The sequence below is a fragment of the Streptomyces sp. NPDC047982 genome, assembly GCF_043204165.1.
Lineage (GTDB): Bacteria > Actinomycetota > Actinomycetes > Streptomycetales > Streptomycetaceae > Streptomyces.
In genome coordinates this window covers 66,260-79,093 of record NZ_JBIDBS010000019.1, presented here as the reverse complement: position 1 = coordinate 79,093, position 12,834 = coordinate 66,260, and the positions used below count along the sequence as shown (strand labels likewise).

Genomic DNA, 12,834 nt, shown 5'->3' with positions numbered 1-12,834 from the left:
CACGCCCTTCCACGCATGCGACAACGCCCGAACGAACCGGTTCCGACATGGGATACCCGCCACTCCTGCCGGAGATCGCCGGACGCCGGACAGCGGCCTTCGCCGTCTTCTTTGACGCTGGGCTCCCGCACCGCGCGGGCCTACGCTTTCCCTCTTTCGGACACGAAAGGGGAACGGGATCCGCATGGACCGGAACATTCGCACGACGGACGATGTCCTCGCCCTTCTTGACGACTTGGTCTCACCCGAGGCCGACCGCTGGACGGCCGGAGCGGCGTCGTGGTGGGACGGCTTCTACGCGGACCGGACGAAGCCCGTCCCGTTCTTCGCGGCGAAGCCCGACGAGAGCCTCGTCTCGTACGCGGACCGCCGACTGATCTCCCCGGGCCGCGCCCTGGACCTGGGATGCGGCCCGGGGCGCAACGCCCTGTACCTCGCGTCCCTGGGTTTCCGGGTCGACGCGGTGGACCTGTCCCCGGCGGCCCTCGCCTGGGCCGGGGAGCGAGCCCGGGAGGCCGGGGCCGACATCCGGTTCCACCACGGTGATGCCTTCGCCCTCACGGCGACCGAGCTGACCGGCCCCTACGACCTGATCCACGACTCCGGCTGCTTCCACCACCTGCCGCCCCACCGACGGGTCAGCTATCTCGCGCTCCTGGACCGCGTGCTGGCCCCGGGTGGACATCTCGCGCTCACCTGTTTCGCGGCCGGTGAGGGGGGCATGGGGTCCGAACTCCCCGACGCCGCCTTCTACGACGGGTCGGGGCTGCGGGGCGGACTGGCCTACACACCCGAGTCGTTGCACCGGATCTTCTCCGGCCTGACGCAGATCGAGTTCCGCCGCATGAACGACGAACCGCCCGAGTCCCCGTCCTTCGGCGAACCGTTTCTCTGGACGGCCCTGTTCCGCCGGGAGGCGGCAGCCTGACGGGCCGGTTCCCTAACGGGGAGCGGGGAGCAGGCTCGTGGGAGGGGAGCCGGGTCACGCGGACAGGGAGCAGGCTCGCGGCGGGAAGCCGGGTCACGGGGCAGGGGGTGCGGTGGCACCCGGGCGCAGGGCAGGGCGGTTCACGCCGACGGCGGCGGCGTGAAGGTGACGTCCGCGGCGCGCGCGACGACCTCCACATCTCTGCCGAGGGCCCACTCCGCCACCCGTGAGACCGCCGCGGCCGGAACCCGGTCGCTGATCCCGGGCGCCGCCGGGATGTCGTGGGTGGCGTGGGCGTCGTGCGGCATGACGACCCGGTACCCCCGCGCCAGGGCCGTCCGCGCGGTCGCCTGGACACACATCTCGGACATCACCCCGCAGACGGCGAGCGCCCGCACCCCCGCACCGGTCAGCAGGTCCCCCAGCGGCGTCTCGTGGAAACCGTCGTCCTCGGTCTTGCGGAGCACGGTCTCGGTGGGGCCGGGCTCGACGGCGTGGTGGAGTTTCCAGCCGGGGGTGCCGGGCTCGTCGCCCGCTCCGGGCTCCCCGTCGTTCTGGATGTGGACGACGAGCGCTCCGCCGCCGCGTGCCCGCGCGATCAGGTCCTGCGTACGGTTCAGGAGCCGGGCCGCGTCGGGCACCGCCCTCTCGCCGGACACGGCGTCCGACTGGACGTCCACGACGAGCAGGGCCTCAACAGGATGTGCGGGAACGGTCATTCGCTCATCATGGCCCGTCGGCGCCGTGCCCCTCCACCGTTTTCCGCACCGCTCGAAGGCGCCCCGCGGTCACCCGCCGTTGTCGAGTCCTCCCCGTTGCCGTCAGCGTTTCGGGCATTCGTTCGGCGACGGCCTGTTGGGCGCCGCCGCATGGTCCATCAGCGGATACAGGTGCTTGTGGTAGAGCCGCTCCCACGTCCCGTCCGCCATGATCTTCGCCAGGGCGGAACACACCTCGCCCTTCAGCTCCTTCTCCTCGGGCTTCATCGCGACGCCGTAGCCCTCCGCTCCCCAACTGCTCGGGAGCCGCTTCAGGCGGGTCGGGTCCTTCTTGACGAATCCGGCGACGATGACGTCGTCCGTGCTCACCGCGTAGACGTCCGAGGCCGGATTCAACAGGCGCTGCACGCACTCCTCGTACCCGTTGGGGCGCGAGGCCGTCATGTTGTACTTCTCCGCCGCCAGCCAGTCCACGTACGTCGAGCCCCGGGCGGTGCACACCTCCAGGTCGTCACGGATCAGATCGCTGGAGTCCTCGACCTTGTGCATTTTCGACTTCCTGTTCACCAGGAAGCTCCGGTTCGCCACGTAGTACGGCCCGGCGAAGGCGACGCTGTACTCCGGCGGCTTCGCGTTCTTCCGCGCGTCCGTGATGCTGTACGTGGCGATGACCAGGTCCACCGCCCCGCTCTCCAGCAGGCTGCTCCGGTTCTCGGTGCTCACGGATCTGAACTCGACGGCTTCACGGGTGTAGCCCATGTCCCGCGCGATCGCGAGGGCCAGATCGACCTCGTAGCCCCGGTACGTGCCCTTCGCCGTCCTCTCGCTGAGACCGGGTTGATCGGCCTTGACGCCCACCTTCAGGGTCCGGTGCGTCGTCCGGTACTTCTGCGCGGGCGCGCCCTTGCCCTCTCCGCCGCGCGCGTCCGTCTTCCCGCCCCGCTGGGAGAGGTCCACGGCGTACCAGCCGATACCGGCCAGCAGGGCGGCGCACAGCACAGCGGCCAGGGTCCTGCGCCGTGCCCGGCCCCGGCCCGGGTCCGGGTCCTGACCGGGCTCCTCCGGCGTCCGTGAACCGCCCGGGGGCGGCCCCGGGGGCGGCCCCGCAGGCGGTGCCGGCGGGACCGGTTCCGGGGATGGCGGCTCCCCGGGGCCGGGATGTGACGACCCCACCGGGCCGGAGTCGGGCCGGTGCACCGAGGAGATGCCGGGTACGGACGCCCCCGGTGCCCGGGTCTCGTGGACGACCGCCCGGAGCATCTCCTCCGCCTCCGCCGCGGAGAGCCGCTGCCGGGGGTCCTTGCGCAGCAGTTCCTCGACGACCGGGGTCAGTGGTCCGCCGTACGTCATGGGCGGCACCGGCGAGTCCCGCACGGCGATCAGGAACTCCACCAGGGACAGCCCGTCGAAGGGGGTCCTGCCCTCGACCATCTCGTACAGCGTGATGCCCAGGGCCCACAGGTCGGACGCGGGCGTCGCGGGCTGCGGCCGTCCCGACGCGTGGTCGAACAGCTCGGGCGCGAGGTACTTCACCGTCCCGACCAGCTCCCCCGACCGGGTGACCGGTACCGCCCCGTCGAAGGTCGCGATCCCGAAGTCGGCCAGGATCGCGAAATCGTCCGGGCGGAACAGGACGTTGTGCGGCTTCACGTCCCGGTGGACGACCCCCGCCCCGTGCACGGCCCGTAGCCCGCGCAGGATCTGAAGACCGATCCTCGCCGCCCGCCGCACCGTGAGCTGCTGTTCCGCGCGCAGCAGATCGGCCAGTGAGTGGGCATTGAGCAGTTCCATCACGATCCAGACCTGGCTGTCGGTCTCGACCCGGTCGTGCACCGACACCACGTTCTGGTGCTTGATCCGCGCGATGGCCTCCGCCTCGCGGCACGCCCGTTTCATGAGCTGGGCCTGCTTGTCCGTCCCCACTGCGCCGCGGTCGAGCAGGCCCTTCACCGCGACCTTGCGGTTCAGGCGCGTGTCCAGGGCCTCCCAGACCTCGCCCATCCCGCCGTGCCCGAGCCTGCTGAGCAACTGGTAACGCGCGTCGATCAGTTCGAAGGGCGCGGTCACCGTATCCGGCGGCGACTGGGTCTCCGGGCCGTCCTCCCGGGACCGGTCGCCCGCCCAGGGACGGCCGTGCTCGCCGGCGCCGTCCGTCCGGGGGCCGTCGTCCGGCCGGCCGTCGGATCCGTCGCCGTGCCGCCCGCCGCCCGTACCGCGATCCGCCGTACCGTCGCTGTGCATGCGACCCCCTGTGCGCTCATGGATCAACCGCGCCTCAGATTAGAGGCACCGTCATGTTCCCGGCCCCCACTCGTACTTGTGATTCGGCCAAGTCGGCCCTGATGTCAGCGCACGGTCCAGATCCAACCCAATGGGGTGAGCCCCGGGCGGCGGGCGACGGACCGCGACGCGTGGTTGTGGACGGAGGTGCTGGAGAACAGCACCTCCTTGCCGCGACGTCGGCGCGCCGCCCAGGCGGCCACGACGGCGGACGAGGGGGCCGGCCCGGGGGCGTCCGGTGTTCGCAGCGCTCAGTGTTGCGTGAACCGCTCGCCGCACCGGCTGCAGAACACCGGCTCCGGGTCCGCCGAGAGCCGGCCGCACGCGGGGCAGACCAGGTCCAGCATGCAGGGCACCTCACCGCCCTCGTTCCCGGCCGGGGGCACGGCGTACGGCCCCGCCTGCTTCGCGGCCCCGGCCCCGGACTCGGCCGGGGGCCCGATCGTGAGGCCGGGGCGTCGGCGGTGGACGGTCAGACAGGCCAGGCCGCCCGGCCCGGCGGCGAGCGCGCGGCGGGAGGTGCGGGGCAGCCAGAGGACGGTGGTCGGGGTGAGGGCCAGTTCCTCGCCCGCGACGACGGCCCGGCCGCCGCCCGCGACGACGAGGAGGAGCACGTCCAGCACGTCCTCCTGATGCTCACCGACCTCCCCGCCCGCCGGGATACGTACGAGATTGGCGTCCAGTTCCCGGCCCGGCTCGGCCAGTTGCCACAGCGCTCCGCGGTCGTCGGGCGCCGCGGCGGTCAACAGCTCGTCGAGTACGGCCAGTACCCGGGGTACGGAATTCACGGCGCTCAGGCTACGCCCCGCCCGACGATGGCCCCCTTTGCCACCGGAGCCGAGGGAGCGACGACGCCGTGGACCGCGAGCCCGACGAGAGCTGCCCGCCGATCGAACCGTACGCACACGGGATGCTCGACGTCGGGGAGGGCAACCACGTGTACTGGGAGGCGTGCGGCAACCCCGCCGGCAAACCCGCGGTCGTCGTGCACGGCGGCCCCGGTTCGGGGTGCACCGAGCGCGCCCGACGGTACTTCGACCCGGACCGGTACCGTGTCGTCCTCTTCGACCAGCGGGGCTGTGGCCGTTCCACCCCGCACGCGAGCGAACCGGCCACCGACATGCGGTACAACACGACCGACCGGCTGATCGACCGGTTCGCCGAACGGTGCTGACCTGAGCAGACCGGTTCACCGAACGGTGCTGACCGGACCGGAACGGGTCACCGAACGGCACCGGCGACACCCACGGCACCGGGGTTCTGAAACCGGTTCACCAAGCGGCACCGCTGTCACCGGCGGCCCTGAAGCCGGTTCACCGAACGGTATCGACCGCTCCGTACCGGTTCGCCGGGCGGTGAACGAATGCGGAATTCATCGCGTCCAGGGACATCACGGGCGGGGGCGGAGGTCCGTTCGTCGGAGCGGCATGGCAAGCTGTGTCCCCGCAGCACGCGCGCGACAGCACGCGACAGCACGCGTACCCCCCACTGGTCTCGTCATGAACCAGTGCTGTCGCCGGACACCACCTGACGCGTTCATGTCCGACACACCACTCGTGGGGTACGACTTGAGATCGAAGAAGAGAATCTGGCTCACGGCCGCCCTGGCCACCTCCGCCGTGGCGGGGGTCCTGGTCTTCGAGGGGGTCACGGGCGACTCACCGGCGGACACCGACGCCAAGTCCGGCCCGGCCAGGCCCGACGTGCGGGCGACCGCGCTGAAGGTCGCCGATGACGGCACGTCCGCCACCCTCGGCAAGCGGGACACCGCCCCCTTCAGCATGCTGGGCGTCACCTGGACCGATCCGGCCGCGAGGGTCACCGGCGCCGTGGAGGTGCGGACCCGGTCCGCCGCCGACGGCGCCTGGACGTCCTGGCTGCCGCTCGGGACCGATGTGACCGGACGCGCGGAGGCCGGCCGGTCCGGCGTGCGCGGCGGCACCGAACCGCGCTGGGTCGGCCCGTCCAACGGTGTCGAAGTACGGATCAACGCGAGCGGCAAGGTCTCCTCGAAGCTGCCCTCGGGGCTGCGGCTGGACACCGTGGACCCGGGCCGGGGCGCGCTGAACGCCGAGCCCGCCGCCTTCGCCGCGGACCTGCCCGGGGCGGATGACCCCGCGGCCACCCCGACCGCCGACCCGTCGGACCCGGTCACGCCCGAGCCGACCGCGCCCGGCACGGAGCCGTCCGGTGAGGCCACCGCGACCACCGACCCGATGCCCAGCGCCTCCGAACCCGCCGGTCAGGAACCCACGCCGACGGCGAGCGCCAGCCCCTCGCCGTCCGTGAGTTCGTCCCCGGCGCCGACGCTGCCGCCCGCCCCGTCGTCGACCGTGCCGAAGCCGCCGATCGTCTCGCGCGCCGACTGGAATGCCGACGAGTCGATGAGCCCGGAGGCGCCGGAGTACCTGAACGGCGTCAAGGCCGTCTTCGTGCACCACACCGCCGAGACGAACACCTACTCGTGCGCCGACTCCGCGGCGATCGTGCGCGGCCTGTACGCGTACCACGTCAAGGCCAACGGCTGGAAGGACCTCGGCTACAACTTCGTGGTCGACAAGTGCGGCACGGTCTTCGAGGGCCGCAAGGGCGGCGTCGACCGGCCGGTCCTCGGCGCGCACACCTACGGCTTCAACCGGGAGTCCACCGGCATCGCCGTCATCGGCACCTACACGGACTCCGCCGCGCCCACCGCTGTCACCACGGCCGTGGCCCGGGTCGCCGCGTGGAAGCTCGGCCAGTACAAGGTCGACCCGGCGGGCACCACGACACTGACGGCGGGTGCGACCGGCAACAACCTCGCGGGTACCACATTCACCTCCGGCACCGCGTACCCGTTCAACACCATCTCCGGACACCGCGACGGCTTCGCCACCCAGTGCCCCGGCACGAAGCTGTACGGGCAGTTGCCCGCGATCCGCTCCCTCGCCGCGGGCCCCGTCACCGGGCTGACCGTCAAGTCCGTGACCGGCGCCGGGCTCTCGGGCACGACGTACTACACCAAGTCCGCCGTCACCGTCGGCTGGTCGGCGTCGACCCCGAGCACGTTCATCTCCACGTACGAGCTGCTGGTCGACGGCAAGTCCGTGGCCACCACCGCGGGCACCGCCACCTCAGCCAAGGCGACGCTCGCCGTCGGCACCCACAAGGTCCAGGTCCGTGCCACCCACCAGTCGGGCAAGGTCACCACGTCCGCGGCGGTCACCGTGGTCGCCGACCAGACCGCGCCCTCCTTCACCACCAAGCCGAACCTGGCACTGCGCACCGGCACGGTGAACACCACCGCCGTCCCGATCACCCTGAAGTGGAAGGCCACGGACGCCGCCGCGCTCAAGGAGGTCCGGCTCACCGCCCCGGTCGCCAAGACCTACGGGCCGACGACGACCAGCGCCTCGCACACCGCGAAGTCGGGCGTCGCCACCGCCTGGCCCATGACCGCCTACGACGTGGCGGGCAACACCGCCGCCGCGTCGGTCTCCGGCACCCCGGTCATCCTCCAGGAGAGCTCGGGGACGAAGTCCGGGACGTGGACGACGAAGTCCTCGACCAGCTACCTCGGCGGCAAGTCGTACTCCAGCTCGTCCAAGGGCGCGTCCCTGAGCTGGACGTTCACCGGCCGCTCGGCCGCCCTGGTCGTCTCCAGGGCCGCCACCTCCGGCCAGGTGTACGTCTACGTGGACGGTGTGAAGGTGTCCACGACGGACCTGAAGTCCAGCACCACCAAGTACCGCGACGCGCTGTGGACGAAGACCTGGTCCAGCAGTGCCAAGCACACCGTGAAGATCGTCGTCGTGGGCACGTCGGGCCGCCCGACGATCACTACCGACGGGCTCGTGTACCTGAAGTAGCCGATACGTCAGGCGGTCGGTGCCCGAAGCAGTCGGCCGCGTTCGCCCGGTGGGGCGGACAGCCGCCCCCGTCCCGGGCCGCCGGGGCGGGGGCGGTGTCCGCCTCACCGGGCGGCGGGAGACGTCACTGACCGACGGCGGACGCCACGGCGACAACGACGAACATCAGTACGAGCACGGCCGCCATCACGCGGTTTCTGGTCTTCGGATCCACCCTCCGAGCGTAACCGCCGCCCTCAGCGGCCCAGCGGCCAGGATGCGTGCACCTCGTACCGGGGCCGCTCGCCCGGCGCAGCGCCACCCCGCAGGTTGCTGCGGACCAGGGCGACCTCGCCGACCTCCCACGGGGTGCCCTCGAAACCCGCCAGGGCCTCGACGAACGGGCGCAGATCGGTGTCCGCGCCCCGGCTCCGGGCCAGGGTCAGGTGGGCGCTGTAGCGGCGGTGCTCATCCATCGGGACGCCGGACCGGCGCGCGGCGGCGTCGGCGCGTTCGGCGAGGAGCCGCAGGGTGTCGATCGCGCCCGCGGCACCCGCCCACAGCGCCCGCCCGCCGAACCGCCCGGCGCCGTGGACGCGCAGCGCGAAGGGGTCGGTGCGGTGGGCGGCGCGGGCCAGGCGGTCGTGGAGTTCGGGCAGCAGGCCCTCGTCCACGTTCCCGAGGAAGGCGAGCGTGAAGTGCCAGCCGTCGGTACCGGTCCAGCGCAGGCCGCCGGCACCGGGGAGCGCGTGCAGCGGGGCGACGGCGCGGCTCAGTTCCCGGATGGCGGAGTCGGGCGGCACAACGGCGACGAAGAGTCTGAGGCTGCTCATGGCCCGAGTGTCGCACCGTACCGGCGCGCCCTGGTCTTCGTACGCATCGTCGTACTGCGCAACCCCCTGAGCGGTGCGTACGGGTCCAAGCTGAGCGTGCTGTTCGGTACGGACATCGATCCGACCGAGACCCCGGTGGGGCTCGTGCTCCACACCGAAGACTTCCCCCCGCGACTGACGCCCCCACGCACGGCGGCCCCGACCGGTTCCCCCACCGGCCGGTTCCCCCACCGGCCGGGGCCGTACCACGGACGAAGGCCGTACCCACGTGCGTCGCGGGCCGGCCGGGGCTCAGGCCACCGCGGCCAGTTCCTTGCGGGGCTCGCGGGGGACTACCCGCAGGTGCGGGCGGCCGGGGCGCAGGTCGACCCGGATGCGGAGGCCACCGACCCGGGTCAGCATGAAGCCGACACCGAGCGCCGCCACCAGCGAGAGCGCGCCGCCGACGGCCATGCCCGTGCGGACCCCGTAGGCGTCGCTGATCCAGCCGACGATCGGGGCACCCACCGGCGTGCCGCCGACGAAGACCATCATGTACAGGCTCATGACCCGGCCGCGCATCTCCGGGTCGGCGGCCATCTGCACGCTCGTGTTCGCGCTGATGTTGGTCGTCAGGCCGATCATGCCGATCGGGACCAGCAGGAGCGCGAAGAGCCAGACGTACGGCGACAGGGACGCGACGATCTCCAGCAGGCCGAACGCGGTGCCCGCGGCCACCAGCATCCGCAGCCGGGAGGCGCCGCGGCGGGCGGCGAGCAGGGCGCCGACGAGGGAGCCGGCCGCCATGAGGATGTTGAAGAACGAGTACATCCCCGCGCCGCCGTGGAAGACCTCGTCCGCGAAGGCGGTGAGCCAGATCGGGAAGTTGAACCCGAACGTGCCGACGAAGCCGATCAGGACGATCGGCCAGATCAGCTCGGGGCGGCCTGAGACGTAGCGCAGGCCCTCGCGCAGCTGTCCCTTGGCGCGGGGCACGGCGGTGGGCTTGTGCAGCTCGTGCGGGCGCATCATCAGCAGGCCGACGAGCGGGGCGGCGAAGGACAGTCCGTTGAGCAGGAAGGCCCAGCCGCTGCCGACGGTGGTGATCAGGACACCGGCGACGGCGGGGCCGATGAGGCGGGCGGACTGGAAGTTCGCCGAGTTCAGGCTGACCGCGTTGCGCAGCTGGTCGGGGCCGACCATCTCGGAAACGAATGACTGGCGGGCCGGGTTGTCGACGACCGTCACCATGCCGAGCAGGAACGCGATCAGGTAGACGTGCCAGACCTGGACGACCCCGGACAGCGTGAGCGCAGCGAGGGCGATCCCGCACAGGCCGAGCGCGGCCTGGCTGGCGAGGAGAAGCTTCCGCTTCGGCACGCGGTCGGCGATGACACCGCCGTACAGGCCGAAGAGGAGCATCGGGAGGAACTGGAGGGCCGTGGTGATACCGACGGCGGCGGCGGACCCGGTGAGGCTCAGGACGAGCCAGTCCTGCGTGATGCGGGACATCCAGGTACCGGTGTTGGAGATCACGGCGCCCGTGGCGAACAGGCGGTAGTTGCGGATCTTCAGCGACGAGAAGGTCCCGCCGCGCTTGCTCTCGTGGGTGGACGTCGGTGCGGGGGCGGAGTCTGCTCCGGATCCCGTACTCAAAGGGGTTCGCCTCCTCGGGCGTAAAACGGTTCGCTGACTGACGGGACGCGGCGGGGTCCGGCCGTGAGTCCGGCACGGCCGGCCGCCCGCCCGCTACAGGTGGGCGAGCTTCTCCAGCACGGGCGCCGCCTTGCGCAGCGTCTCCCACTCGTCCTCGTCCAGGCCCTCGGCCAGAGCTGTCAGCCAGGCGTTCCGCTTGGCGCGGCTCTCCTCGAGCATGGCCTCCGCCCGCTCGGTCCGGCTGACCATCTTCTGGCGACGGTCATCGGGGTGCGGTTCCAGTCTGACCAGTCCCTTGGCCTCCAGCAGCGCGACGATGCGGGTCATCGACGGGGGCTGCACGTGCTCCTTGCGGGCCAGCTCACCGGGGGTGGCCGAACCGCAGCGGGCCAGCGTGCCGAGCACCGACATCTCGGTGGGGCTCAGCGACTCGTCGACGCGCTGGTGCTTGAGGCGCCGTCCGAGCAGCATCACGGCGGAGCGAAGGGAGCTCACGGCGGCCGCACTGTCGCCGTCGTGGATCAGGTCAGGCATGTTTATTAGAGTAACTCATTACCTACCCTAAAGACCATTCGTGTGACGCGCGTACGGCCGGATCACCGAATCGCTCACCCGAACGAGTGAGTCGGATCCGGAAAGTGACGCGAAACGGCCCGCTGGGCCGTAACCCTGCTTTCCATGGGATCGACTGTGCTCAGCCTGCGGATAGACGGTGAGCTGCTCGACCGGCTCCGGCAGCATGCCGCCAGACGCGGAATGAGCGTCCAGGACTATGTGGTCCGGACGCTCATTCGTGATGACTTCGACCAGCGCTTCAAGGCGGCCGTCGACGAGACGGAGAAGTTCTACGGGTCGGAGGGTGCGGCAGGGGTCGCGGGGGCGACCGGGGTCCCGGGGGCCGGGGCGGAGAGAACCGCGCGAGGCCCCGGGGCCGTATGACCCCGGGGCCTCGCGCGCGAGTGGCGTGCCGTGCCGGGCCCTCGCGGGCCCCTCGGCTCAGGTGAGACCGAGGGCCGGCATCGTGTAGTAGAAGACGAAGACCGCCGAGACCGCGTACATGGCCGCCGGCACCTCACGCCAGCGCCCGGCCGCCACACGGAGCACGGAGAAGGCGATGAAGCCGATGCCGATGCCGTTCGTGATCGAGTAGGTGAACGGCATCATCATCATGGCCAGGAAGGCCGGGATGGCGAGCGTGTAGTCGCTCCAGTCGATGTCCCGCACCGAGTTCGAGATGATCAGGAAGCCGACCGCCAGCAGTGCCGGAGTGGCCGCCTGCGCCGGGACCATGGTCGCCAGCGGCGTCAGGAACAGCGCCACCGTGAACAGCAGCCCCGTCACGACACTGGCGAGACCGGTGCGGGCGCCCTCGCCGACGCCCGCCGTGGACTCCACGAAGCAGGTCGAGGCGGACGAGGAGCTCGCGCCGCCCGCGGCGACCGCGATGCCGTCGACGAACAGCACCTTGTTGATGCCGGGGAAGTTGCCGTCCTCGTCGGTCAGCTTCGCCTCGTCGCCGACACCGAGGATCGTGCCCATCGCGTCGAAGAAGCAGGACAGCAGCACGGTGAAGACGAACAGGATGCCGGTGAGGATGCCGACCTCGTGGAAACCACCGAACAGGTCGACCTGACCGAGCAGCCCGAAGTCCGGGGTCGCGACCGGGTTGCCCGGCCACTCGGGGACGGTCAGCCCCCACGCCTCGCCCGGCAGGCCCGCGACCGCGTTGATGATCAGGGCGACGACCGTCATCGCGACGATGGAGATCAGGATGGCGCCCGGCACCTTGCGGACGAGCAGCGCCATGGTCAGCAGCGTGCCGATGACGAAGACGAGGACGGGCCAGCCGCCCAGGTGGCCGTCGCCGCCGAGCTGGAGCGGCACGGTGGTCTTCGCGGCGTCCGGGATACGGGAGACGAAGCCCGAGTCGACCAGCCCGATCAGCAGGATGAACAGGCCGATACCGATCGCGATGCCCTTGCGGAGCGAGCCGGGTACGGCGTGCATCACGCGTTCCCGCAACCCCGTCGCGACGAGCAGCATCACCACGATGCCCGCGAGGACCACCATGCCCATCGCCTCGGGCCAGGTCATCTTGGGGGCGAGCTGGAGGGCGACGACGGTGTTGACGCCGAGACCGGCGGCGAGCGCGATCGGCACATTGCCGATGACGCCCATGAGGAGCGTGGAGAACGCCGCCGTGATCACGGTCGCGGTGACCAACTGCCCATGGTCCAGGAAGTGGCCGTTGATGTCCTTCGCGCTGCCCAGAATGATCGGGTTCAGCACGATGATGTACGCCATCGCGAAGAACGTGGCGAAACCGCCACGGATTTCACGGGCGACCGACGACCCCCGCTCGGAGATCTTGAAGAAACGGTCCATGCGGCCGGACGGCTGAGGAGCCGATGACTGCGCGGAATCGACCGGAGCGGTGGCCGAGGGGGACATGTATGACCTCAGTCGTTGGGCGGATTAAAAGTGGTCAGCTTTGGACGTTCACACGAATAATTCGAGTCAGCCGTAAGCAGATTCAGTATGAATACATAGGACGAAGATCGCTATCTCCGCGCGTAGACCCTTGGTGGGGCTGGGCCGTACCGCCCTGGAGG

Annotated in this window: 10 protein-coding genes and 1 pseudogene; 4 read left to right on the top strand and 7 right to left on the bottom strand. The window is 71.1% G+C overall.

Features of this window, described 5'->3' with window-relative positions:
* Positions 1-184 precede the first annotated feature (184 nt).
* Positions 185-928, top strand: a complete 744-nt coding sequence (locus tag ACGF2V_RS23030) for a class I SAM-dependent methyltransferase (RefSeq protein ID WP_362709272.1) — start codon at positions 185-187, stop codon at positions 926-928.
* A 140-nt stretch (positions 929-1,068) separates the two neighbouring features.
* Here the strand turns inward: ACGF2V_RS23030 and ACGF2V_RS23025 are convergent, their stop codons facing one another.
* From ACGF2V_RS23025 to ACGF2V_RS23015, 3 genes are all read right to left on the bottom strand, one after another.
* Positions 1,069-1,647 carry a cysteine hydrolase family protein gene (locus ACGF2V_RS23025; RefSeq protein WP_362624178.1) on the bottom strand — a complete coding sequence of 193 codons (579 nt, stop codon included), beginning with the start codon at positions 1,645-1,647 and terminating at the stop codon, positions 1,069-1,071.
* A 102-nt stretch (positions 1,648-1,749) separates the two neighbouring features.
* A complete protein-coding gene (locus ACGF2V_RS23020) occupies positions 1,750-3,888 on the bottom strand; it encodes a serine/threonine-protein kinase (protein WP_362709269.1) in 2,139 nt (712 codons plus the stop codon).
* A gap of 290 nt (positions 3,889-4,178) precedes the next feature.
* Positions 4,179-4,715 carry a hypothetical protein gene (locus tag ACGF2V_RS23015; RefSeq protein ID WP_362709266.1) on the bottom strand — a complete coding sequence of 179 codons (537 nt, stop codon included), beginning with the start codon at positions 4,713-4,715 and terminating at the stop codon, positions 4,179-4,181.
* Between the two features lie 68 nt (positions 4,716-4,783).
* On the opposite strand from ACGF2V_RS23015, the pseudogene ACGF2V_RS23010 reads away from it, so the two are divergent.
* Both ACGF2V_RS23010 and ACGF2V_RS23005 read left to right on the top strand, forming a co-directional pair.
* Positions 4,784-5,077 (top strand): annotated as a pseudogene (locus ACGF2V_RS23010) (alpha/beta fold hydrolase); the annotation flags it as partial.
* Positions 5,078-5,465: 388 nt separating this feature from the next.
* The gene (locus ACGF2V_RS23005) at positions 5,466-7,775 is read left to right on the top strand and encodes an N-acetylmuramoyl-L-alanine amidase (RefSeq protein ID WP_362624172.1); all 2,310 of its coding nucleotides are present in this window, start codon (positions 5,466-5,468) and stop codon (positions 7,773-7,775) included.
* A 236-nt stretch (positions 7,776-8,011) separates the two neighbouring features.
* Here the strand turns inward: ACGF2V_RS23005 and thpR are convergent, their stop codons facing one another.
* From thpR to ACGF2V_RS22990, 3 genes are all read right to left on the bottom strand, one after another.
* A complete protein-coding gene (thpR, locus tag ACGF2V_RS23000) occupies positions 8,012-8,587 on the bottom strand; it encodes an RNA 2',3'-cyclic phosphodiesterase (RefSeq protein ID WP_362709261.1) in 576 nt (191 codons plus the stop codon).
* Between the two features lie 291 nt (positions 8,588-8,878).
* Positions 8,879-10,222, bottom strand: coding sequence for an MFS transporter (locus ACGF2V_RS22995; protein WP_362624168.1), 1,344 nt, complete (start codon positions 10,220-10,222; stop codon positions 8,879-8,881).
* Positions 10,223-10,315: 93 nt separating this feature from the next.
* Positions 10,316-10,756, bottom strand: a complete 441-nt coding sequence (locus ACGF2V_RS22990) for a MarR family transcriptional regulator (protein WP_362624166.1) — start codon at positions 10,754-10,756, stop codon at positions 10,316-10,318.
* 144 nt (positions 10,757-10,900) lie between these two features.
* On the opposite strand from ACGF2V_RS22990, the gene ACGF2V_RS22985 reads away from it, so the two are divergent.
* Positions 10,901-11,161, top strand: a complete 261-nt coding sequence (locus tag ACGF2V_RS22985; RefSeq protein WP_362624164.1) for a hypothetical protein — start codon at positions 10,901-10,903, stop codon at positions 11,159-11,161.
* A gap of 57 nt (positions 11,162-11,218) precedes the next feature.
* On the opposite strand, the gene ACGF2V_RS22980 is transcribed toward ACGF2V_RS22985, so the two are convergent.
* Positions 11,219-12,673, bottom strand: coding sequence for an NCS2 family permease (locus tag ACGF2V_RS22980; protein ID WP_362624162.1), 1,455 nt, complete (start codon positions 12,671-12,673; stop codon positions 11,219-11,221).
* Positions 12,674-12,834: the final 161 nt, after the last annotated feature.